This window comes from Candidatus Poribacteria bacterium (assembly GCA_026706025.1).
GTDB lineage: Bacteria > Poribacteria > WGA-4E > WGA-4E > WGA-3G > WGA-3G.
Genome location: JAPOZO010000072.1, coordinates 151,974 through 176,458, shown reverse-complemented (window position 1 = coordinate 176,458; position 24,485 = coordinate 151,974). Strand labels below are relative to the sequence as shown.

The window sequence follows — 24,485 nt, the reverse complement described above, 5'->3', positions numbered from 1 at the left end:
GCGGGCAATCAACTATTAGTGGTTAATTGCGCATGGAAAATGGGTTTTAAATGCAGGGACAAGATTCAGAAATCGGAGATAGGATTGGTGTAAAATGTTTATAGTCCCAAAAAGTCCTTAAAATGTTACACCAGTGTAACATTTGGTATAAATAGTTTATCGTGCTAAACCCAGTGGTAGTAAGGGTTTACGGGTATTTTTTCTTTGGATCTCTTTTGTAAAAAAAAATAATTTGTTGGAAAGTGTAACATTTGGTTTAGAAGACTGTTTGGGTTGTTAGAAAGATGCGGGATAGACGTTTTCCAAACACACATACACATAAAAGATATAATATATATTTATTAAGTATAACATATTTAGATGGGCATTGCAAATTTCTTTACATTTTTTCGGAATCTTAGGAGATTGGATAGTGTGAATTTTTCAGCGGAGGAGTTGCATCTGTCGGTTATCGAAATGTCGTTCCGATTTTTGGGTGGGACGGATTCGCCACGCATCCGGTAAGCGAACGAGGGTGTTGATAATGTCTGGATTCTCGAAATATACGTCGTCGAGTTGCCAGAATTGGAGGCGTGGGTAGTTCTTCTGATTGTGCTCGAAACTCCCCATATTCTGCGCCTCCTGCTGCATTTTCGCACTAACGGGTTCGATGGTGATAAAGATACCGACTTCTGCATTGTGCTGATCCATCACGTGGCAGAAGGCGCGCACTTGCGTAATGGTGGGTTTGCCGGTTTTGACTTCAGCGAGGATACGTGCGTTTGTCTCTTTCATCTGCTGCGGATTCCATAATGTCACATGTCCGACACCGTCGAGTCCGCCATCGCCGACATCTTTCGTCGGTCTCAGTCCGAGCCGTGTCACAGCCCAATTGGAGAAGTCGTGGTATTTACGTTTGTCTCCTTCTTTCAAAAGTCTGCGGACTTCCTGCATGTTCGTCGGATAGCCTTCGATTTGGTAATCTATTGAGGGTTCCAAGCCGTGTCGGTCTGCTAAGCGTTGCCGCATCGGATCGAGTGCGAGGATTGTGATGTCAATGCCCATCCATTGGCGTTTGAGGGTATGCGCGGCATCAATCGTCGTGCCGCACCCACAGAACGGATCGAGAACGATGTCCCCTTCGTTACTGGACGCTGTTATCAAGCGTTCGTAGAGTTCGCGAGGCTTTTGTGTCGGGTAACCGAGACGTTCCTTATCACAATGTATCTCATAGGACTCGGATAACGTGAGTTTGATAAAAGATTTTGAATTTTGTAGGTTGGGTTGAACGGAGATCTACTAAAAATTGCATAGAGCAGATGACTTTTGAGTTCATCAAGAAACCTGAAATCACCAAAAATCGAGTGAAACCCAATGCACTCTCGCATCCACAGCGTTTCGAGTGTTGGGTTTCGCTATTTGTATCTACAAAAACGGGTCGTTGAAAATCGACTACTTCTGTATCAACGGGTGGGTTTTTGGTCTTTTACCGCTCAACCCAACCTACGGGAGTTTCAATCTTTATTTTCAAACTCACGTTATCTAATAGAATAAAATAGCATATAACGGATGTAAAGTCAAGTGAAAATTGCCGATGTTTTAACAGCAGAAATCGGGATTATAAACCCCTCCTACAGATATGATTCGGTTCGGTTAGGAAACCGAACCTACCGGCCTGGGCTGAGGAAGATATACCTATTTCAAAAATTGACAGAATCAGGTTTTCGAGGTATGATGTTGCGGGTGAAAAGAAATATTGGTGATGATGGAGATGGTATGAAACCTTATGAATACCTTGAGCATACGGCGGATATGGGGATGGTGGTTCGCGGTAAGAGTCTATCCGAACTTTTGACACATGCGGCGCAAGGGCTGTTTGAGACGATAGCGGTTGTGGATACAATTGATGAGACAGAATCGATTGAGATTCACCTCACGGCTGAGTCTGTGGAAGACCTGTTTGTGGCGTGGCTCGATGAGCTCATCTTTCGGCATGAGACGGAGGAAATCTTCTTTAAGCGCGCAGAAATCCAGCAGTGTAGCGAGACGGAGATGTCGGCAACGGTCCACGGTGAATCGGTAAATTTTGATAAACACGCGGTTTATACAGAAATCAAGAGCGTCACGTATCATCAGTTAGAGGTTGTTGAAAAGGGTGATGGCAGTTGGTTTGCACAGGTTATCTTTGATCTTTGATCGGTTATCAGTTATCGGTTGTCAGTTGTCAGTTAAAGAAGTTAACTGACGGCTGGCTGCTGGAAACCAACGACTACTAACTAATACGTTATGCTACGATGCACAGCCTAACAGGCTATGCTACAGGGATGACGACTATGGGTAGAACTGATACATCGTGGTGTTCAGGAGGACGTTTAGGAGGCTCCACGTACTGCCCATCAGGTAATCGCCGAGGACTAATCCTAAGAAGAATGGGATAACGCGCCGATAGCTTTGAATCCCGCCGTGCCGGAGAATGAGCCATTTTAATGTCAATGCGATGAGCAACGGAATCCAGAGGTCGGACATCTCTTGGTTGCTCGCCATGACATAGCCGAGCGGATGCAACGGGAGCCAGAAGAATTTCACCCGCAGGTAAGTCAGCACCATCATCACCGAGAAACCGATCCCGATGAATATTACACCGAGCCAGTCTGTGTCAAGGGGATACGTGATCCAGTTAGTCAACCGTCCGAAGTATTCTCTACCGTAGCCGAGTGCCCATGGTCCATAGTAGCCGGAATCGGCACCGAACTGGTAATAGAGATGGAGTTGTACCCAGAAGGCGACAAGCCCACCGAAAATGGTGGCGATGACGATGGTCAGGAGCATCCGGCGTTGGTTAATATTGGCCATCTCGGCGATTTTAAACGCTTCCAATTGATGTGGCATCTGTTGTGGACGGTAGTCTCGGTTGAAAAAGCAGACTGAGAGCGCAGTGAGGTTCTGTGCGCCGAGACGATGCGTCCCCAGAATTGTGTTTAAGATGTATCGGGGTGCTTGCCAGTGATAGGCGTGGACAAAGATACCGGACTCCGCTCGGATGCGTGTAGTCACCAGCGGCGTTATGAGAAATAACACAGCAAAAGTGAGCGCGAGCCAAGGTGCCATGCCTGCTTTGTAGAGGAGAAACGCGAAGAGTAGGATACCGAGTACAAAGCCCCATACAGCCATCCGGTACGGCATCGGTTCATCGTGCTGTTGTTGTGCTGGTGGTTCTCGTCCGCGAGACGGCAGCACGCTTTTCAGGACGGTTGTGAAATGCCGTTTGCCGGTCCAACCAAAGAAAAAACAGAGTCCCACAAAAGCACCGATCGTCTGTTCGTTAAGGTAAGGGAAGCGTGGAATAGCATTCCACCCGACCGCTTGCGCTAAAGCAACTTCGTTTCGGTAGAGGAAATAGAAGAAAGTTGTGGAAAAAAGGACATCCAACGGCATTAGGAACATGATGCCGATCGCAAACGGGTAAAAAGCGGTGATGATGGTGCCGTAGTAACTGAAAGGTGGTTCGTGGAATCTGAAGAAACGGCGCGTCACAGGGATATGCGGAAGGACCGGATAGAGATGGCTTAACCCGTTGAATAGACTGATACCGGCAGCAATAGCGAAGCCGATCCACATCCGTTTATTTCTGAAGAACGCGGAAGTCGGGTTTGTCATTGCTAAAGAGAGCTGAATAATCGGGAAGGTGAGGCGTTCGCGCTGTGCCCACTGCCGACGGAGGATGGTGTTGAGGCAGAGGAAGATGAACGCTATCACTGCAAACAGTAATAACCAAGCACCCACTACTGGCAGCCAAACCTGTAGATGTAGCGGACGATATAGGCTTGATTCTCCTTGGTAATAGCCGCGGAGTGCGTCTCTATCTGAAACCGTGAGCCATTGTGGGAGGTGGTGCCAAAATAGGGTGCGCCATTCGTTTTCTTCCGTTGCGAACCAGAAACTGTGTCCGAGTACAGAGAGAATCGCTTGCAGGACATCGCAGCCAGCGAGCGTTGTGGCGAAACTGAGTGTCACATAGAGGAGTAAGAGTTCGCCTTGTCCGAGGGCAAAATCGCTTTTTAAAAGGCGGATGATCGCGTTAATCACCATAACTGCGGTGAGGATGAAGATGACATTGGAGAGCGGGACGACCCATGTCGGAAAGGTATAGCGTACGACTTCCATCTGGATAAGGAAGTAGCAGTTAATCGGTGCGGTAATAGCAAAGATGACCAAGACACGCCATGTGAGGGCGCGCTGTTGCTGGGGAGAAGTCAATGTTGTCTTGCCTCTGTCAAAAGCGTTAGGTATAGACCTTAATTTTTCAAGGTTCACAGCGACTATTATTCATTGCCCCGGTTTAGACAGATGTGGGTTTGCTATAAGGTCTTAACGTCTTCTGGGCTTGCACCGACAGATAGAGATACGTGTCCCCATTCTTCGTTTGAAAGCTGCTTAGTCAACTCCGACCAGATCAGATTATGCCTCTCGCGCGCGAGTTTTCCATCAAATTTTCGACTGACAATAACAACATGGACAAGGTCGTCAAAACCGTCAGAGACATCAACAAGATCTGTTGCTTCACTGAAGTACCCAGATTTAAGCGAATCATAAATTTTTTGCTTTAATTTTTTTGATGCCATGTGCAATTCCTTTGATCGCAACTCTAATCACGGGAATCCCATCAATCACAGTTCAGATTTTCGGTAGATGCGGTTGGGGAACCGCACCTACCGGACCTGAGAGCCAGAACAGAGAAAATATCCGTGAAGGTTCTACCACTTCCCGTGGACCGGGGCTTCTCTTGCTTTTTCAAAGAGGTCTGCCCATTCGTCAGAGCGGTCGTCGAAGATTAACTCCAAACGCGCACCTTCGACTTGTGCCTCGCCATTACCGGCATTGAAATAACTCAAGCCGTCGCCTGCCATGTGGATGCAGCTGCCATCAGGATAGACAGCCGTTTTGATGATACGCGGCACAGGGTGGATCGTGTAGCCGTCAGCGTCTAATTTTTCAACAGGCACACGGAACCGTTCGACCGCATCTTCGTTGACTTCAACGCCTAATCCGGGGGCATCAGGGACCTTGTGGCATCCGTCCGAGACCTGTATCGGTTGTGTGAGTAGATGGTCGCTGTAAAGGTTAATACAGGTGATTGCGGGCCATGTCGCATGCGTAAGCACGCTGCCGAGATGGCCTGCCCAAGTGGTCGTCAATCCGTTTCCAACAATTTGGAGCCAAAACGGCATATCCGCTGCCGCACTGAGTTGTCCTTCACGCATCACTTGCGACTTACCACCACCGATGACAAATCCATTACATACATCCTCAGATACACAAGTCGTATAGGGTGGTGATCCAAAATGCATCGCAATCTGACAACCAACGTCTTGGCGGATTTGCTTGTTTCCCTCAACATCGCCTTGTGGAATGGGGGTCTCAAACATTGCTACGTTTGGGTGTGTGGCAAGTTTTTGTAGGATAGGGATAGCGGTTTCTGCATCGCGCCAAGAACCGTTTGGATCAAGGTCGAGTTTGAAATCCGCTGGCACGACTTCTGCGACCGCTGCTACCTGCGCCCCGATATCCCACCACGGACGCGGTTTGTTCTTGAAGCTGGTATAGCCGTTTTTCACAGCATCCGCGGCTTCCGCCGCCCAGTTTTCTGGAGAGGCATCGATACTCCACCACGAAATCGGGACAGCGTCTCGGCACTGGTTGCTGAGGAGTCGGTAGACGGGTACCTCCAAAATCTTGCCGACGACATCGAAGAGCGCCATCTGTAAACCAGCACCGAGTGAATCGTCGTTCATCAATTGGGCCGGACTTTGCCCAATGACGCGTTCAACACTCGCATCGCTGACACGGGAATAGGTGTAGTGGACGACGGTCTCGCCCCAACCAACGTGTCCGGTATCGGTTGTGACCTTGCACAATTCCAGAAGCGACCAGTTGTAAACGGTTGAGACACTCTGCGTGGTAATCTGCTGTTGACGCGGGGTAAAGGGGACATCTACAAGGACACGTTCAACGTTTGTGACTTTCATAGATAAACTCCTTGCGTGATAATGAGGCGTGTGAGGCACGCGGACCTCACATTACGGTTATAAGGGTTGCGAAAGGTTTTAATTGCCTCATTATACCACAAGAAGTCCTTTTTCTACTACAGAATCCTCTGTTTCTTCTATCAAACCCACGTCTGATTAGTAAGCGATTTTGATCTCACTCCACGTCGTTGTGAGTTTGTCTTTGACATCAACATCAAATCCGGCACCACTTGTGACGAGGATACTGTCGATTCTGCCATTACCCCAACTTTCGTGCCAGACTCCGACGGCACCGGCACTTTTGTACGTGGCTTTGTCAGATTCAAGGACAGGATCACCGAGCGTACTGGAATCTGCGAACAGGTCTTTGACTTCCGCAAGTTCCATATACCAAACCTTAACGTTGCCGCCTTTGACTTCAACTCGTCCAAAATAGGGAACGGAGTTGTCCTGCGTGAGTCCTCCCCCTAAGCCGTGGTCCACACCGAGTATTTCTTTCCCACCGTTTTCACAACCGCAATCACTGAGGCACTGTCCGGAGGGGCAGCACCCATCTGCGAGATCACCGAGGATAACTTTGGATGTCTCATTATAGCCAAAGACAACGAGATAGCCTTTATCGTCGCCTTTTCTGCGGAATTGAACACCGAAACTGTCATCATCACCGAAAGAGAAGACGACTTGAATAATACCGTCGGTGAAATCGTCGACATCGGGGAGCGGTGTATTGCCGGAGATGCCACATCCCTCGGCGGTTTGTGTCATCGATTTTTTACCGCCGAGTTTACCGCCGTTGAAATCTCCCTCAGCCCAGATAGTTCCGGCGTTTTCCGGTTTGTATTTCTTGACATCGTTCACACCGGCATTCGGTTTTGCCTCCTTAGAACCGGGCTCAAAATCGGCGTAAAACACGATGTTTCCGGTGGCGTGGAAGGAAAAAAGTAGACTCAAGATGACCGTTGAGAGCAAAAGACGTATTTTCATAAGATACCTCCTCTGTTTTTTTCCGTAGTTTGCAAGCCGAAACTTGCTATACGAAAGGAACGGGTTTTGTTGCCGTCTATTCGGACGAGGCAACAGGGTGGCAGGGCTTTAAACGGCTACTTACGCGCCGAAAATAACCTCACCGTAGAACTTATCGGGATGGGGTGAGGCAAAAAACGCTTCACCCTATGAAGACAGGTAGTGCAGTGCGGGGGGAGTGAGGTTTGGGAACCTCACCCCGCAATGCGAATTGATTTGATGGTATTAGTCTACATAGGAATGAAGACTAATAACTGCTTTTAACTTCGCCCCATGTTGTGGAGAGTTTGGCGTGCGGGTCAACTGCTACGGTGCCGCCTGGGCCGGTGACGAGGACGCTACCGAGTCTTCCGTTGCCCCAACTTTCGTGCCAAAGACCGACGGAGCCGGGTCCAAGGTCATCTGCGCCGTCGTATTCTACGACTGGATCACCGAGTTCTGCGGAATCTACAAAGAGACTCGGCACATCCGCGAGCGGCATATACCAGACTTCGATAAGGGTATCAGTGACTTGAACACGTCCGAAATAGGCGACAGAGTTGTCTTGTGTGAGGTCTGCACCTAAGCCGTGATCCGCACTGGCGAGTACATTTTCACCGTCATTTTCGCAAGCACAATCGCTGAGACATTGACCGGAGGGGCAGCATCCATCTGCAAGGCTGCCGACGATAACCTGGGGTGTTTCGTTATAGCCGAATGCGACGAGGTAGCCTCTATCATCGCCAACGCGGCGAAATTGGAAGCCAACACCGTCATCGTCTTGCCATGAAAAAACGGCTTGGATGATACCATCAGAGAAGTCATCAACGCCGGGCAGTGGCGTGTTGCCGGAGATGCCGCATCCCTCTTGGGTTTGATGCAAAGCACCCTCACCGCCGGGGAATTCTGTCGCTTCTGCCCAAATGGTGCCCTCGTTTTCCGATATCCAATTTGCAGGATCGTTGACGCTGGCATCTGGGACGGCTTCCGAGGAAGCGGTTTCAAAGTCAGCAAAGAAAATTATCTGTGCACTCGCGTGGCTAATTAACATAACCGAAAACACCGCGATAAGCACTATAAGGTGGGTTCGTTTCATAAGGTCGCTCCTTGTATTGGTTGTTTGTGTGCAAGCCGCGCAACAAGACTCTCATATTATACGCGCTTGCGAACTCGCGCGAAACTGCTTCTATAGTAAAAATTTAGGTGATCTGCACAAAGTCGTTTGCGTCGCGAAGGGCAGACTTTTACAGATGGGGTGGTTCCTAATGAAACCGTTACTGAAAAACATAACAAAAACGCAAATTTTTGTCAATAAAAAAGTTTTCAGTTGTTCAGTTTGCTGAAGTTACTTCTGGTGTTTAGTTTTTCTACCAACTGGGTCGTAGAGGCATTTGAGGAAGGTGGTGTTGGTGCTAAACGCATAAAGGATTCTACAAAAAAGTATAGGATCTTGAAGAGCGATATGTAGGCATCCGTCGGATATTCCATGTTTCTCAAAGAGGGTCTTTAATCCAGCGGATATCCTCATTTTAATCGTCGCGTTGCAAGCGGAGTACGCCGTTTTGCTTTGTGCCGATGTAGATCATATCACCATCAATAGCAAGAGCAGTCGCTGTGTGGGGTAGTTCTGGAGTAATCTGTTTCCATGCGTTTTTTGGGTTATCTACCTGATAGACACCACTATCACACACACCGTAAGCCGACGCGCCAACGACTGCAATCCTGTCCATGATAAGTCTGTTACCATCAGCATCGGTAAGTACGTGCCATGCCTCGCCATCGTTTGAACGCATGACTCCCATATCTGTTGAGACATAGACAGTTGACCCTGCGAAGCGTATTTCTTTGAAATATCCAAACGGAAACACAAGGTTTTCGGTAACATCGCGCCAAGTGTCTCCGCTGTCTTGGGACAGGAAGAGATTTCCTTCTCGTTTCCCGGCATAGATGGTGTTTCCCGAAACAGCAAGGGTGAACCCTTTTCCCTCAATCGGTGAGATGCCTTTGATGTCTTCTAAACCTGTGTCGTGCCACGTGGTTTCGCCGCGTCGCCATCTGTAGAGTTTATGTCTGTATTCCATGAAGACGGTATCGTCAGCGACTGTAAACGTTCCATTTGTTCTCCACTCTTCAATGACGCGCTCTTGGTTGGCTGTCAACAGTTCCTGCACTTTACCAACATCGGCATTGTTCTTACCCGCTTCCATGACTTTTTTGAAGCGTTCCGTGTGTAAGGTGTCTTCTTCAAAATCCGGGACAGCTTCAACGGGTAGGAAGACATCACCGGCATCAGAGAGGTGATAGAGCGTAACACCCTTGAATTCACTGTTGCTTGTATAGAGAACGCCGTTGGCTGTTGCGACTTTCGCTTGCGTGCCTTCGAGGGAAGTTTTTTCGTTCGTATTTAAGCCGACGGATTCCCATGTCTCACCGCCATCTGCGGATTTGAGCATTTCTGTAGATGTTAGTGCGTAGAGAACGTTTTCGAGTGCAACCAGATTTGGCACATGTGAATTCACCATTCCGGTCATGAACGGGTGCCAGGTGACACCGCCATCGGTGGAGCGTTTTATTCCATCAAAATCAGCGCCATAAAACGTGTTTTCGTCCAATGCGACAATAGGAAACGCGCCAAACGTATGGGGTCCGGGTTTAGGATCCACCCATGTCTCGCCACCGTCATCAGAGATTAAGACACCACTGGAACCTTTTAACACAAGCAAATCACCGACTGGAACCACTTCGACAGTGGTTATTATTTTCACTGGATGTTCGTGGGTATTCGGCGTAATATCAATCCAGAAATCGCCGAGGTCGGTTGAATAGAAAACGGCGGCATGCGGACCATGCGGTGGACTTGCGATTGTTCCGACGTAGAGTCTATCTTCAGCGACTGCCAACGATTTGATGCCGTGCGAAGTTGGCACTGGCAATTTTTTCCAATCATTGGTAAACCGGAACAGTCCTTGACTTGTTCCGACAAATAGGGTGTTATCAATAGCGAGCGCGTCCCATATACGGAAATTAGGATCGATGTCCTCTGGACCCTTATCAGTTTGCAAGGCTGCTCCTATCGGTTCCCAGTGGTTACCGACATCCTCAGAACGAAACACCTCTGTGCGGAGGACGAGGTACATCGCTGTATCTGTGATAATTAATGCCCTTACACGACCCTCGGGACGCGCGCCGAGGCTATTCCATGTTTTACCACTATCAATTGAGACTAAGAGTTCATTGACAGTAGGGAGGTAGAGGTTGCCATCGCGTTCTGCCATAATCGGATCAAACTCGCGATTTGGGCCACTGGGGCTGATAAGCGTCCACGCATCTCCTCCTTCTGTGAGTCGATAAAGTCCTGTTTTGGCAACAGCATAGAGGGTCTGATCGGATGTTAGAAAGAGTCCAGCCCTTGAAACGCCGCCCGGTCCCTTTGTCTGAATCCATTTAGGTTTTGCTGCTGGAAGGTCGGGCTCTTCGGCATGTGCAGCTGCGACGAGAAGGGATTCCGCTTGGAATCCAGATGCCCCGTTTTTACCCGGTGTATCAGTCTTCCCGAATTGGGTCAGCGCGTCGGGTTTACGTTCCAGTTCAAAGACAATAGGTGCGTCAACGAGTTCTATTGTCATCTCCGATGTTGCATCTAAGTTGTAGGGTTGTTGAAAACGGGATAGTGCCCGTGTACCGAATCCCATCATCAGGATAACCAAGAACGTTGACGCGAATGAGAGTCCCCACGGTAGCCATGGCTTACTCACGGAAGGCGAAGTGGGTTTGATGCGCGCGATTTCACGCATGACATCCTGGGTTAAAGTCGGCGGCAATTGGAATACACCTGAAACATTGTGGAGCAAGTGTTCTTGCGCTTTCAATCGCTTGCGAGCGCGGCGGAGCCGACTCCGAACCGTGTTCGGTGATACTCCCAAAAATGCGCTAATGTCTTCACTCTTCATTTCTGCGAGATAATACAGGGTTACAACGGTGCGTTCGCTCTCTGGAAGCTTTTGGAGGAGGCGTTTGACGAGTTCGCGCTGGTGTTCAATAGATGCTTCCTCGCCACGTGCTGCCTCATATCGGGCATAACATAATGCCTCTAATTCGGTTGTGGATATCGCATTCAGGGATGTCGTTGATACCTGCTTCTTTCGGAGCCATGTGATACAGTGCCGCGTGGTGATGACATAGAGCCACCCCGGAAAACGATCGAGCGGTTTCAGTGTCGATAACTTTTTGTACACCTTAAGGAAGATATCTTGTGTGAGTTCTTCGGCGGTATGGAAATCACCTATCTTCCGCCAGACAAGGGTATGAACCCATTTCTGGTATTTGTTGACGAGCGTTGTAAACGCTCCCTCGTCTCCATCCAAAGTCCGTTGAATTAATGCAGCATCACTCTCTCTCATCTGTCTTCCTCCGAAAAAATAAAGAATAAGGCTTCATTATATAGTAACGTACTTTGGAGGTCGAAATGGTGCATAAAATGCAATTTTCGGAAGATTTAGGATTTATAGTGGATTCTGCAAATATGTTGAACACTTTTAAGAAGATAACCCCTTAGAAGAAACACCCCAGCAAAAACATCTCCCTTATCAGAGGGAATAGGATCGGAAGTGCTTCGATTTGGTGTGTTTCAATAATTATGGGCTTTACTATAATATGGGGTGGAAACGAGGATTGGAAATCTCGTCACCGAAGCATATTGATCTGTTAGAGTCCATACAGCGGCAAGCTTAAAAGCCCGCGGTGTTCTGTGCCCATATAGAGAACATTCCTCGCAACAACAATGGAAGTTACCTGTCCAAGGACTTCTGAAGTAATTGACTCCCAGATGCCTGTCCTATTATTCAATTGATAAACACCTGTTTGGGAAACACCGTACAGGGTTGTGTCATCGACTGCTAATTGGCGTATGGCAATCGGTGTATATTTTGGATCGGTGAGTGTGTGCCAGTTTTCGCCATCGTTCGACATAGCAGTGCCGTCTTTTGTTGAAACGTATACCGTGTTACCCACAAAGAATATCTCTCTGAAGTGCGGTATTTTCTTTACGAGTTGGTACTGCGATTCCGCTTTATTAAGGCGGAAGGGGAAATCTGGGGTAATATCTTTCCAAGTGTCCCCACCATCCAAGGATTGGAAAAGACCGCCGTCACTTTTTCCGAGATAGATGACCTTTCCTGAGACAGCGAATTGGAAACCGTCAGTCGCATAGAAGTCCCTGAATACGGGTACGTCGTGCATACCGGTGTCGTGCCATTCTGGATTTCCACGGGTCCATCGGTAGAGTTTCCGTTCGTATTCAATGTAGAACGTGTTTTCGCTGATAGCGAACTCACCCGTCGTTCTCACAACGGCTTCCTCAATGCCGAGTTGATAGCGAGCGAGATCTGTATCATTCAGGTCAATAGTGCCAGTTGTCCTGATTGTCTGTTCCAACCATTTGCCGTGGCTTGGATCTACGTAAACCGGCATTCCTTCAATATGCATCAGTGTATCGGCATCCGGAGGTAAATGGAGCAAACAGTTTGTACTTCCACCCTGATTCGTTCTGACATAAAGTGAATCCGCCACGACTGTCATATTTGACAACTTTAGCGCGCCAAGCGGTTTATTTCTCGGGAGTCGTAGATTTGTGTCGAGTTGTGTCCATTGATTCCCGCCGTCAATGGATTTAGCGATACCTTTATTGGTTACAGCGTAGAGCACGTTGTTAACCAGTGCGAGATCAAGAATGTGAGGTTCTGCTATACATGCTGCGAACAGATGCCAACTATTGCCACCATCTGTTGAACGTCCAGGTCTATTCCCTCCAATAAAAAAAGTATTCGCATCTAAAGCGACCGCGGGGAAAATGCCGAGTGTGAGCGCGTGTTTATGAATACCGAGGTATTCCCATGTGTCGCCAGCATCTCTTGAACGTAAAACGCCAGCACCCAGTCCAAGTCCTAAGAGGGTTTCACCTGCCGCCACAAGTTTTACAGATCCTGATCCAATTGTCAGTGGTGACCTTCTTGTCAGTGGTACCATTCCTAATTTTAGATTTATGGGGGTTATGTCAACCCAGGACGCTCCGAAATCACTTGAGGCAAAGAGGGAACCGGATTTCTGATCTCTCTGCTTTGGGACACTGATGTAAATTTTGTCGCCAGCGACTGCCAATGCGTCAATAGATTGTGCTTGTGCAACGGATAATTTCTCCCATACGCCTGAGTTGAGTCGGTAGAGTCCGTGTTTTGTTCCCAAAAAGAGGGCATTTTCAATGGCAACTGCAGCGTGTATCTTCGGTGCTACCAAACCATTGTTAAACGCGTGCCATGTGCCGCCAGCATCTGTTGAACGAAACACGCCGTCTGCGAGGACGAGGTACATTTCAATCTGTGCATCCTTCGACCAGCGTAGTCTGCTGGGGATAAGCAGGGCGATGGCGCGTCCGCGTGGCCGTGGACCGAGGAAATGCAACGTCACACCCCGATCTGTTGACGCGAGTAAATTAGTTTCCGTGGCAATATAGAGGGTATCCTTCCCCTCTGCCATCGGCGTACTATGAGATATAAAGGGCAGTGCGGCGTTAATGAGTGTCCATCCAGTGTTGTCATCTGCTAATCGGTAGAGTCGGGTGTCTCCAACAGCATAGACCTCTTTTTGCGATGTGACAAATAGGTTCTTGATACCGCCACCCTCTGGCCCTCTTGTTGGCATCCATTGCGGTTCTGTCTCCTGTCTCTCTACGGTATCTACTTGTGCTGCTGCCAACAGTCCGGCATTGGCTTTCGGACCTGCACCGCTGCCTCTCCCCGGCGCATCACTCTTTCCAAACCGATTTCTTACATCCAGTTCTCGTTTTAGTTCAAATACAACGGGTGCGTCAACCAACTCAACCGTCATCTCCGATGTCGCGTCCAAGTTATAGGGTTGCTGAAAACGGGATAATGCACGAGGGCCCATTCCGACCATCAAGAGAACCAAGAACGTTGACGCGAAAGAGAGTCCCCACGGTAGCCATGGCTTGCTTACGGAAGGCGATATCGGTTTGATCTTAACAATTTCGCGCATGATGTTCTCGGTTAGATTGGTGGGTATTTGGAAACTGCCGAGAACCTCTTGAATCATGAGTTCTTCCTTTTCCAACCGTTCGCGGGCACGGCGGAGCCGACTTCTAATTGTGTTTGACGATACTCCCAAAAATGCGCTAATGTCTTCACTCTTCATTTCTGCGAGATAATACAGGGTTACAACGGTGCGTTCGCTCTCCGGCAGCTTTTGGAGGAGACGTTTGACGAGTTCGCGCTGGTGTTCAATTGCTGTTTCTTCACCACAGTTCGCTTCATATTGCGCGTAGCAGACTTCTTCGAGTTCGGCTGTGGACATGGCATCCAAAGATTTCGTCGGTAGCTGCTTTTTCCGCAGCCATGAAACGCAGTCCCGTGTGGCAATCACATAGAGCCATCCCGGAAAAAGTTCTGGACGTTTCAGCGTGGAGAGTCTCTTGTAAACTTTCAGAAAGACATCTTGTGTGATTTCCTCAGCGATATGGAAATCACTTATCTTTCGCCAGACGAGGGCATGCACCGATTTCTGGTATTTGTTAACGAGCGTGGTAAATGCACCTTGATCACCGTCTAAAGTCCGTTGAATGAGATCAACATCATTTGCCTTCATTATATCTCCTCACAAAGAATAGGGGTTTCATGATATAGTGACGCATATAGGAATCAAAATGGTGCATAAAATGCAATTCTTCGGAAAGTTGTGCCTTTAATAATGCAAAGGCGAGGTTGCAAACCTCGCCAGCAAAAGGAAAATTAAGGGCATATAAATGGAGAAAAAAAGGAAATATTTACCGACTGTCACGCTGAAAGCGGAGGACACCGTTTTGCTTTGTGCCGATGTAAAACGTATTGCCATCAACTGCAAGGGAGATCGCTGTGTGTGGTAGTTCTGTAGCAATCTGTTTCCATGTGTTCGTCTGGTTATCTATCTGATAGACACCGCTATCACACACACCGTAAGCCGTTGTGTGATCAACTGCGATCCGGTCCATGATGCGTCTATTCCCATCAGTATCGGTGAGTACGTACCATGTCTCGCCGTCGCGTGAATTCATAACTCCCATATCGGTTGAGACATAGGCGGTTGATCCAGCGAACAGTATCTCCTTGAAGTGTCCAAACGGAAATACAAGATTTTCGGTGACATCACTCCAAGTGTCTCCACCATCTTGGGAGAGAAAAAGATCTCCTTCCCGTTTTCCTGCATAGACTGTTTTCCCTGAAACAGCAAGGGTAAACCCTTTTCCGTAAATAGGAGACACCCCTTCAATATCTTCCAAACCTGTGTCGTGCCATGCCGTTTCACCGCGTCGCCATCTGAAAAGTTTACGTCTGTACTCCATGAAGACAGTATCATCGGTGACGGTAAACATTCCATTTGTCCGCCACTCTTCCATGACGCGGTGCCGGTCAACTTTCCACTGCTCCTGCACTTTATCAAGGTCAACATTGTTCTTTTCGGCTTCCATGAATTTTTTCATTTGTTCTGTGTGTAAGGTGTCTTCTTCAAAATCCGGTACACCTTCAACGGGTTGGAACACATCACCTGCATCAGAGAGGCGAAAAAGTGTGACACCCTCACGAAGTTCACTGTTGCTTGCATAGAGCACGCCGCCGGCTGTTGCAACTTTCGCTCCTGGTCTTTTCAGTGGAACATTCCCGTTAGCATTCAAGCCGACAGATTTCCACGACTCACCACCATCTGCGGATTTGAACATTTCTGTAGGTGTTAGCGCGTAGAGAACGTTTTTGACCGTAATCAGATTTGGCACATTGGAATTCACCATTCCAGCCATAAAGGGGTGCCATGTGGCACCGCCATTTGTTGAGCGTGTTATTCCGGATGGATTGGTTATATAAAAATTACTTTCGTCCACTGCAACAACAGGAAACGCGCCTAATACCCCGCGGTCGCGCCTCGGATCCATCCATGTCTCGCCACGGTCATAAGAGACGAGTACACCGCCGACACCAACTAACATCAGGGTCCCTCCGACTGGAACAACCTCAACAGCGGCTATTATTTTATGTAAATGCTTGTCGGTATCCGGTGTAATATCTGTCCAAGAATCACCGAGGTCCGTCGAATAGAAAACGGCGGCATATAGGCTCCTACCTGCTCTGGGCTGTTGACCGACATTAGTTGTTCCGACATAGATTCTATCTCCTGCGACTGCCAACGATTTGATGCCGTGCGAAGTTGGCACCGACAATTTTTTCCATGCGTCGGTAAACTGAAAAAGCCCTTGACTTGTTCCGACAAATAGGGTGTTATCAATGGCGAGGGCATCCCATATAAGGGAATTGGGATCCGGCATGTTATCAATTTTCAAGGTTTGTCCAATCGACTCCCATTGGCGCCCGACATCTTCAGAACGAAATACTTCTCTGCTGAGGACGAGGTACATCGCCGTATCTGTGATAATCAACGTAACCACACGTCCTTCGGGGCGCGCGCCGAGGCTGTTCCATGTCTTACCCGCATTAGTTGAGGCTAAAAGTTCATTGGAGGTGAGGAGATAAAGGGTGTCCCCGTATTCTGCCATAACTGTATTGAAAGCCGCATTGAACTCTCGATTTGGACCACTGGCACTGACAAGCGTCCACGCGTCCGATTCTTCTGTGAGTCGATAAAGCCCCGTTTTCGCAACAGCGTAGAGAGTCTGGTCAGATGCGAGAAAGAGTCCAGCCCGTGAAACACATCCCGGTCCCTTTGTCTGAACCCATTGTGGTTTTGCTGTTGGCAGGTCGGTCTCGTCTGCTTGCGCCGCTGCGATGAGCAAGGGTTCCGCTTGGAATTCAGACCTACCGTCTTTACCGGGTATATCGGCTCTTCCGAATCGGATGAGTGCGTCAGGTTTACGTTCTAATTCAAGGACAACAGGCGCGTCAATCAGTTCCACAGTCATCTCGGATGTCGCATTTAAACTGTAAGGTTGCTGAAAACGGGATAATACGCGCGTGCCGAATCCCATCATCAGGATAACCAAAAAGGTCGCAGAGAAAGAGAGTCCCCACGGTATCCAAGGTTTGCTCGCGGAAGGGGATGTCGGTTTGAGACGGACGATTTCACGTATGATGTTCTCTGTTAGATTTGGGGCGAGTTGGAAATTGCTCAGGACCTCCTGAATCATAGATTCCTCCTTTTTTAGTCGTTGCCGGGCGCGCAGAAGCCGACTCCTCACAGTGTTCGGCGACACGCCTAAGAACATGCTAATCTCTTCACCTGTCATTTCTGCGAGATAATATAACGTTACAACGGTACGTTCACTCTCTGGAAGTTTTTGCAGAAGGCGTTTGACGAGTTCGCTCCGGTGTTCAATCGCTGTTTCTTCGCAGCGGTTCACCTCATATTGTGTATAACATAACTCCTCTAACTGCCCTGTGGACATGGCATCCAAAGATTTCGTCGGGAGTTGCTTTTTTCGTAGCCATGCGATACAACGACGCGTGGCAATTACATAGAGCCATCCCGGAAAATGATCCCGACGTTTCAGCGTCGAGAGTCGCTTGTAAACCTTCAGAAAGACATCTTGCGTGATTTCTTCGGCGATGTGGAAATCACCGATCTTCCGCCAAACAAGGGCATGCACCGACTTTTGATATTTATTGACGATCGTGGTGAAGGCATCTTGATCGCCGTCTAATATACGTTGAATGAGGTCAGCGTCGCTGGTATTCATCATGTCTCCTGTAAAAAAATAGGGGTTTCATGATATTATAGACGCGTAGAGGGGTCGAAATGTTGCATAAAATGCAATTTGCGGAGGGTTTAGGATTTAATAGGGTAGGAGAGACGAGAAATTGAGTTAGCGAAAGACGAACAGGACAGAAAAGGGCAAGACAGAAAATTTGTCCTATGCCGGAGAGGTGCCATTTTCTGATATTTCATAGTCTTTCAATCTATTTTGCAAGGTCCGAATGCTTATACCCAATATCTCCGCGGTTTTCGTTCGATTGCCGCCCTGCCATGCTAAAGTATCGCGAATAAAGGCTTCTTCCACGGCTTTAAGGCTCGCCCCAAGCGGAACAGTCACTGCGTATTGGTTTTCGGGCACGTGAATTTCTTCTGGCACGCTGACACGCGGCTTTTGGAATGCAAGAATTTCTTCGGGAAGGTCCGTCGGTAAGATGCCATTGCCTTCAGCAAAAAGGAGCGCGTGGATTAGGACGTTTTCCAACTCTCGCACATTGCCGGGCCATGGATAGTTTTGGAGACATGTAAGTGTTTCGGGGAGTATTTTACGCACGGCGCGCGCGTAGCTTCTACCATGTTTCTCGATAAAGTGTTCTGCCAAGACCTGGATATCTTCCTGCCGTTCACGTAATGGGGGTATAGAAATAGAAACAGCATTTAATCGGTAATAGAGGTCCTTGCGAAAGGTGCCATTTTCAACTGCGTGTGCGAGGTTACAATGTGTAGCCGCTACAATTCGGATGTCCACTGGAATTGGCTTTGTGCCACCGAGACGTTCAATCTTGCCCGTCTCAACTGCCCGTAATAGTTTGACTTGCAGAGATAGCGGCATATCGCCGATTTCATCAAGGAATAGCGTGTTGTTGTGTGCTCTTTCAAATTTGCCGATGTGTTGTGTTCTCGCACCAGTAAACGACCCTCTTTCATGTCCAAAAAGTTCACTTTCCAGAAGTGGCCCTGGAATGGCTGCACAATTGAGAGAAATCATTTCGTTCGTTGAACGGTCACTATTTTGGTGTAAGGCTTGTGCTATCAACTCTTTGCCTGTCCCTGTCTCACCACAAATAAGCACTTTTGCTGCTGTGTTTGCAACCTTATCAATTTGTCTGAGAATTTCAATAACTCGTGGACTTCTCCCAATAATACCGGCGTAATTTCCTTGTAATTCACTCCTTGAAAGCTTCCGAGACGTTTTAAATTGCACAGTTCCTGCTTTTTTAATCTCGCGTGTATCTTCTATCCGCTGTGGTATCGGGTGACCATTTCCGTTCTCAGAAACCAATAGGACTGCCTCGGACTCAACATTAGCGAGTTGTGCAGCTCTGTCCTTTGCCACAATAGCAGGATCGTAACCGTCTTTTTCAAGGAGGTGTTCCAAATTTCTCACGGTGTCATTAGACACATCACCCAGAATAAAAACGTTCGCTTTATTACGGGGTTTGCCATTTCTTGTTCTGTGAATCATCACTTTCACTCTCTCCTTCAGTTGTTTGGAGGTACTGTTAGCTTGCTATCGTGTTTGTGGTGGCCGCGCTGGCTCATTAGAAATCGCCACGAAAAATCAATCGCATTTAATCACTAATGGGCTATTTTTCATAAAATAAAAATAGAGGCTTCATATTACTATAACGCGTATGTCAGGACGGAAGGTTGCATAAAATACAAAATTCAACAAAAAATCTGAAAATTTCGGGTTTTGGCAGGTGTTTTTGTGAATTTTTCAGGCGGACCTCCCAGAAATTGTATCGACTCTCGTTTATCATGTTCGTTCATTTTTCCGGCGTTGTGGCAACATATTTCGGATGCGACTGGATGTCAGAGGTGTAGTGAATCTTCCATACCTTAACCTCTGCCGATGCGAAATTTTCTATCGGATAGACCGGAACAAACGCGTTGCTTAACTGCCCGTGCAGAAATGTATTAGATGGTTCTCTTTCTGTCGTTAGCATAATATGCGTGACGTTATGTGTTTTCAAGAACTCTAAAACCTCGCGTTCGGATTCAGCAAAGTAGACATGCTGGTTATAGAGGTGTATCCAGTATTGTATGTAATGATCTTGGTCAACGATGGTTTTGACATTGGACAAGACATTGAGTAGACTACCGAAACTCCAATTTGCAGCGACGACAGCGGTGTCTGGAAGATTACTTTTTATCCAATCAAAGGTTTGTGCTTCTGGGCTATTTCCGGGGATCGCCTGTCGGAAATAGGTCGCAGCGAGCAGCGTGCGAGTTGCGTGTCCACCAGCAGGCGTCCAGAAAAGTATGATGCCAAGCATAACAGTGGTAATGGTGGTCTTTAGGAGGCGTTGTGGGACGCGTTTTTTGAGCTGATTGCCGTAGAAATCAGCGAGGAAACCGATGAGGTCTGAGGCGAAAAAAGCGACAGACATCCCAATAAAAAAGTCGTAACGTTTCGCGTCACGGGTGAGTGCGGACCAGAAAAGAAACCACAGCACGAAAGCAATATAAGCAAATTCGTTTTCAGGTGTACGCTGCCGTCGCCATGCCAGCACAACAAATCCGATGATGCAGGCAACAACTGCGGCACTAAAAAGCAGATTACCTGTAGCTGCGCCCCATAAACTGTCAAGTCGGCTGCGATAAAAGGTGGTGATTGTGAACAATGTTAGTGGTACAGCCAATAGCACACCGCGTGTTTTCCAAAAACGGATGACTGCCATGACGATACCGCAGTACCCCAAAACAAAAATGCTGCCGTAGCGGAACATCCAATATTCAAGAAAAGGGTTCTTAAGTTCTGCTACCGTTTGCATCAATTCATTTTGGCTCATCGGGACGGTGGTGCTGCCAAAAGTGCCGCGTTGTATCAACACATATCCGAGCGCGAGTACAATGCTGGCGAGCGTTAGACCGAGTGCGACGCTTCGACTGTGCGGTTTGAGTTTCTCTGCCCAAGGTGTCTTTGTTATCAGGATGTATCGGAGCACACGAATGCCTAAAAGTGCGAGTGGCGGCATCAGCATAAATGCGAAGAGATGTTTTGCGAAACCGTCTCCGCTGCGATAAGCAGGAGACGCGAGATAAAGCGTCGGGACGAAGGTACAGACCCATATTAGATAATACCGTAGATCTGTCTCTGTTTCTGATGTGATAAATCGCCATATCTCAACACAGAGGATAATACTCAGGAAAACGCCGAAGCCTTCCCAGCTGATACCCCCGAGAAATAGGATGAAGCCATTTGCGAGTGTCCATCGCATGCGTGAAGCGGGACGTTCTACCCTCAAGGATGTGAGATAGGTTATAACAGCAAGTAGACCGAGCATAAGGCACCAACTGTCTCTATCTCCAACACCGGCGCAGCTGCGTTCAATACAGGCAGGGAGGGTTACTAAAAATATCCCGACGATACCGGCAGCGCGTAGGTCAAAAGTGTGCGCGAGAAAAAGATAGAGCGCGCCGAGTCCAATACAAAAACAGAGAACGGGCATATAGAAGACGACCTGATAAAGCGAGATATTAGGAAACACTCGCGAGAGTGCTTTGTGGGTATAGGCGAGGATGTATGGATAGAGATTTAGGGTCTGTCCTAAGTCTCTACCGAGGGGTAACCAGCGCCGCATATCACGTGCCGGAAGCTGCCCGTTTTCTGAGATGAGTTGTGCCTGCCAATGATAAAAATAGCCGTCAGGGTCCGTTAGCTGTCCAGCGGGGATATTCGTTGAACTTTGAATACGGATTAAAAAAGAACCAAACAGAACGATGATAAGGAGGGCAACAGTGCCGAGTGTTCGTATCTCCATAGGGTTCTCTTGTGAAAAGTTTAGCGTTTTCGTTATTCAGGTGCCATTTGCTGTGCTGCAGCCTTACGGCGTTCACGACGTTTTTTGATCATCTCTTGATACTTCGCCCTGCGTTCCGCGCAGCATCCACAGTTCTTCTCTTTCGATGCCGCTATACTTTCGGATGCCCGCGTCGGTGCTATGTCCGGTTGCAGGGTATTTGTTGTGTCGGATGTTACTGTGGTGATGGTGTTCTGCTTATGCAGTGGGAGTATATCGGTAGCGTATCCGATGCCGACCGCAGCGATTGCAAGGGCAGCGATAAGGCAGACCCCGTAGAAGATATGCGTATCTTTCATGATTAATCACGCTCCTTGTCGGGTTGAATGAAGCGTTCAAGGCGTGCAGCGACTTCGGGATCAGATTCTTTAAGCCGATGAAGTCCATCTTTGGAGCCATATCGGTTTAATGTCTCCAGCGCACGGTTTAAACGTTCGAGTGAAAAGTGATCACGTAGTGTATCTTGAAACTGAGTCTCGATTGGGAATCCGGCGGTATCCGGGAGGTGTTGTTTTATGAGTACCGACTCAGTTCGCTGGATAGTTTGTGGCCCCTGCGCTGAGTCCTTAAGTACCGGTAACGCTTCAGCATCTATGTTAGGGAATGTTACGGTATCACTAACTGCTTCCACGATGTGTGTTGTGTTTTGCGTGGAGACAGATTCGGTCAGTAATGGTGATGTCTTAATATCTGCTGGCGTTAATTCCGTGAGGATGTTGGCAGCGTTCTGCCGGATATTGTCCGCCCAAGCGACATCACCGTCATATCCATTGAAGTATCCACGCATCCAAATCTTATGACTCCAATCACTTCTAAACTCATTTAGAACAGCAAGCGTATACTCGCGTACGGTTTGCTTATCTGTGCCATCTACGAGGAGGTCCAACTCCAAGAAGAGTTCGGCGAGTTTTTTTCGCATGATCGGTTCATAATCGGCATAATCGCCGGTAGGAAAATATTCGCGGAAGTTTTTTTCCTGTAGTTCCCGAGCGGAAGATTTAATACCTTGCGATTCAAGGAAGTCCCACCAAAGCACAAGGTTAAACCCAGGAAAGATTGCATCCTGTTTTCGCTTATATGCCAGATATTCAGGCGATTGCATGGCTTTTTTCAGTGCTTGCTGCATATCGGGATCATCAGTCCTGCTCTCAAGCATGTATTCTATATCACGCCCTGCCCTCTCTTTTAGGTTTGCTTCATATCTCTCCTCCGCAGACTGTGGGGTATCCGCAGTGCGTGATTCAGGTGTGACGGATCTGTATGTGACAACTGGCTCCATCTGTTTCGGTTGAAACACCAGCCATCCGATCGCACAGAGTCCGAGAACGATGGCGAGAATGCTAATACTATAAAAAGGTCTTATTTTCATTGTCTAAACTCCTATATATCCAGTGTTGCTCCTGTCCAGAGCAACACTGAATGTAGGTTAAATACAAAAAGACTAACAGCCAGTCATAGCGGCGTTACAAGCTTTGGTTGCGTCTTTTCTTGCATCTTTACACCAATTGGAGTCGCTGCCATATTTTTCGCATGTGGCAGTAGCATAATCCGCTTCTTGACGACAGATTTCCCGCAAATCCGCACAAGGATCGTTCGTATCAGATGGAGACGCATCCAAGTTGTTGAACATGGTGAAACCGATAGTGAGAACAAAGAGTACTGCCAGAAGTGGGAGGCTGTTCATCCAAAATTTTTTCATGGTTGTTCTATTCCTTTTTGTTGTATCCACTCTGGTGAAACTGGAAGTTTACCACCTCACCTAAGCGGAAAATTAAGTTTAGTTTTGATGTTTTCTCGAGATAATCAGTTGTAGACACATTAGATAGGGCTGCCCTTAGTGAGTTTCCTTCGCAGTGAAACCGTGGAGGCTAAGGGGGGCGGACTTCCGTTATCCGTGCTAACCTTCCCGCGAACTACCAGTATTCCTACATTATGTCCGTTATGTTTTATAGGTGTGCCGACGTATAGTACATATTGGTGTCGGTTGACTGGACGCAGCATAGTGCTCGGTGGATGGAGATGAACAGATAACAGAACCTCGTCATCGCGTTTTGAGTTTTCTTACCCCATATATTCAAAACACGCACACAGGTATCGGAGCAATTATCGTGCCAATTGGAAAAACCCATACCGATAGGGATGCCGGAAAACACATCTATGTAAATCCTGCATACTTGGCAAATCCTGCACATATCGCTCTGCATATTCTGCATAATCTCAAAACACATAGACTTAGCACACAACATTCCAAATACCTCAATAACAATTCAACATAGGCAAGACTATGAGTTACATCAGATTAACATAACCCCTGTCAAACATCTCTTTATTGATGTACAGATCGTCGGATTCTCGCCAGACATGTGCGACTACGCGCCGATAAAAATCGGTAGCCACTGATTTGATCCTAACCTGTTTTCCGTCTATGAGCCATCTCAAATACGCTGTAGATCTTTGTGCCGCCAAGGTGCCGCTTTCGGGGGCATTTATGTTCGCCATACGGATTGTTTGGTTGGAGGTTTTAAAGGTGTCACCGTCAATTACGGTTGTTACATACGCCGAGTATTCGTTCATTTTTTTTTTACCTCTTCTTAAAAATGAGTTATAGTGTGATGTTGCCAACAGTTCACATCATCAACCAGGGCCGCCATTGCGGAAAAAATAGAAGGCGTAGGTTGTCTATATTTACCAATTATTTTTTTCTTTCTCTACCTCAAGATTTATTAGGATTCCAAGCGAGGACTCCATAAATCATTTTTATTCAAAAACGGTTTTGATGTGAGTTGCATGAGGTGGTTCATTGTTCACGGAGTTTTGTGCCGTAAACTGTTGGTTTTCTGTGTTCAAGCCTCCTAAATCAGCTTAAGCGAGGCAATCTCCTATGGAATTAATTTGCTAAATTTGCAATTATCATGCCAATAGGCGGAAT

At 47.7% G+C, this 24,485-nt stretch carries 17 protein-coding genes; 2 read left to right on the top strand and 15 right to left on the bottom strand.

The annotated features are described in order from the left end of the window. Positions 1-423 precede the first annotated feature (423 nt). Positions 424-1,206, bottom strand: a complete 783-nt coding sequence (locus OXH00_18675) for a DNA methyltransferase (GenBank protein MCY3743046.1) — start codon at positions 1,204-1,206, stop codon at positions 424-426. Positions 1,207-1,722: 516 nt separating this feature from the next. Between OXH00_18675 and OXH00_18670 the strand changes: the two genes are divergently transcribed. Beyond that, on the top strand, positions 1,723-2,175 hold the full coding sequence (locus tag OXH00_18670) for an archease (protein MCY3743045.1): 453 nt from the start codon (positions 1,723-1,725) through the stop codon (positions 2,173-2,175). Between the two features lie 135 nt (positions 2,176-2,310). Here OXH00_18670 and OXH00_18665 read toward each other — a convergent pair whose 3' ends face one another. The 13 genes from OXH00_18665 to OXH00_18605 form a co-directional block, all read right to left on the bottom strand. Further along, positions 2,311-4,293 (bottom strand): hypothetical protein, encoded by a 1,983-nt coding sequence (locus tag OXH00_18665; protein MCY3743044.1) that lies wholly within the window; start codon positions 4,291-4,293, stop codon positions 2,311-2,313. A gap of 44 nt (positions 4,294-4,337) precedes the next feature. Continuing rightward, on the bottom strand, positions 4,338-4,601 hold the full coding sequence (locus OXH00_18660; GenBank protein MCY3743043.1) for a hypothetical protein: 264 nt from the start codon (positions 4,599-4,601) through the stop codon (positions 4,338-4,340). A 132-nt stretch (positions 4,602-4,733) separates the two neighbouring features. After that, positions 4,734-6,005 carry a mandelate racemase/muconate lactonizing enzyme family protein gene (locus OXH00_18655; protein MCY3743042.1) on the bottom strand — a complete coding sequence of 424 codons (1,272 nt, stop codon included), beginning with the start codon at positions 6,003-6,005 and terminating at the stop codon, positions 4,734-4,736. Between the two features lie 156 nt (positions 6,006-6,161). Then, positions 6,162-6,989, bottom strand: a complete 828-nt coding sequence (locus OXH00_18650; protein ID MCY3743041.1) for a hypothetical protein — start codon at positions 6,987-6,989, stop codon at positions 6,162-6,164. A gap of 286 nt (positions 6,990-7,275) precedes the next feature. Continuing rightward, the gene (locus tag OXH00_18645; GenBank protein MCY3743040.1) at positions 7,276-8,103 is read right to left on the bottom strand and encodes a hypothetical protein; all 828 of its coding nucleotides are present in this window, start codon (positions 8,101-8,103) and stop codon (positions 7,276-7,278) included. 433 nt (positions 8,104-8,536) lie between these two features. After that, the gene (locus tag OXH00_18640; protein MCY3743039.1) at positions 8,537-11,407 is read right to left on the bottom strand and encodes a sigma-70 family RNA polymerase sigma factor; all 2,871 of its coding nucleotides are present in this window, start codon (positions 11,405-11,407) and stop codon (positions 8,537-8,539) included. A 304-nt stretch (positions 11,408-11,711) separates the two neighbouring features. Then, the gene (locus OXH00_18635; GenBank protein ID MCY3743038.1) at positions 11,712-14,663 is read right to left on the bottom strand and encodes a sigma-70 family RNA polymerase sigma factor; all 2,952 of its coding nucleotides are present in this window, start codon (positions 14,661-14,663) and stop codon (positions 11,712-11,714) included. Positions 14,664-14,841: 178 nt separating this feature from the next. After that, on the bottom strand, positions 14,842-17,739 hold the full coding sequence (locus OXH00_18630) for a sigma-70 family RNA polymerase sigma factor (GenBank protein MCY3743037.1): 2,898 nt from the start codon (positions 17,737-17,739) through the stop codon (positions 14,842-14,844). Positions 17,740-17,910: 171 nt separating this feature from the next. After that, positions 17,911-19,215, bottom strand: a complete 1,305-nt coding sequence (locus OXH00_18625; GenBank protein ID MCY3743036.1) for a sigma 54-interacting transcriptional regulator — start codon at positions 19,213-19,215, stop codon at positions 17,911-17,913. A 304-nt stretch (positions 19,216-19,519) separates the two neighbouring features. Then, a complete protein-coding gene (locus tag OXH00_18620) occupies positions 19,520-21,517 on the bottom strand; it encodes a hypothetical protein (GenBank protein MCY3743035.1) in 1,998 nt (665 codons plus the stop codon). Between the two features lie 32 nt (positions 21,518-21,549). Then, the gene (locus tag OXH00_18615; protein MCY3743034.1) at positions 21,550-21,855 is read right to left on the bottom strand and encodes a hypothetical protein; all 306 of its coding nucleotides are present in this window, start codon (positions 21,853-21,855) and stop codon (positions 21,550-21,552) included. Between the two features lie 2 nt (positions 21,856-21,857). Further along, complete coding sequence (locus OXH00_18610; protein ID MCY3743033.1) at positions 21,858-22,925, bottom strand: hypothetical protein; 1,068 nt, start codon at positions 22,923-22,925, stop codon at positions 21,858-21,860. A gap of 72 nt (positions 22,926-22,997) precedes the next feature. After that, positions 22,998-23,255 carry a hypothetical protein gene (locus OXH00_18605; protein ID MCY3743032.1) on the bottom strand — a complete coding sequence of 86 codons (258 nt, stop codon included), beginning with the start codon at positions 23,253-23,255 and terminating at the stop codon, positions 22,998-23,000. A 409-nt stretch (positions 23,256-23,664) separates the two neighbouring features. Between OXH00_18605 and OXH00_18600 the strand changes: the two genes are divergently transcribed. Next, a complete protein-coding gene (locus OXH00_18600) occupies positions 23,665-23,832 on the top strand; it encodes a hypothetical protein (GenBank protein MCY3743031.1) in 168 nt (55 codons plus the stop codon). A 13-nt stretch (positions 23,833-23,845) separates the two neighbouring features. Here the strand turns inward: OXH00_18600 and OXH00_18595 are convergent, their stop codons facing one another. Then, positions 23,846-24,130 (bottom strand): thermonuclease family protein, encoded by a 285-nt coding sequence (locus tag OXH00_18595; GenBank protein ID MCY3743030.1) that lies wholly within the window; start codon positions 24,128-24,130, stop codon positions 23,846-23,848. Between the last annotated feature and the right edge of the window lie 355 nt (positions 24,131-24,485).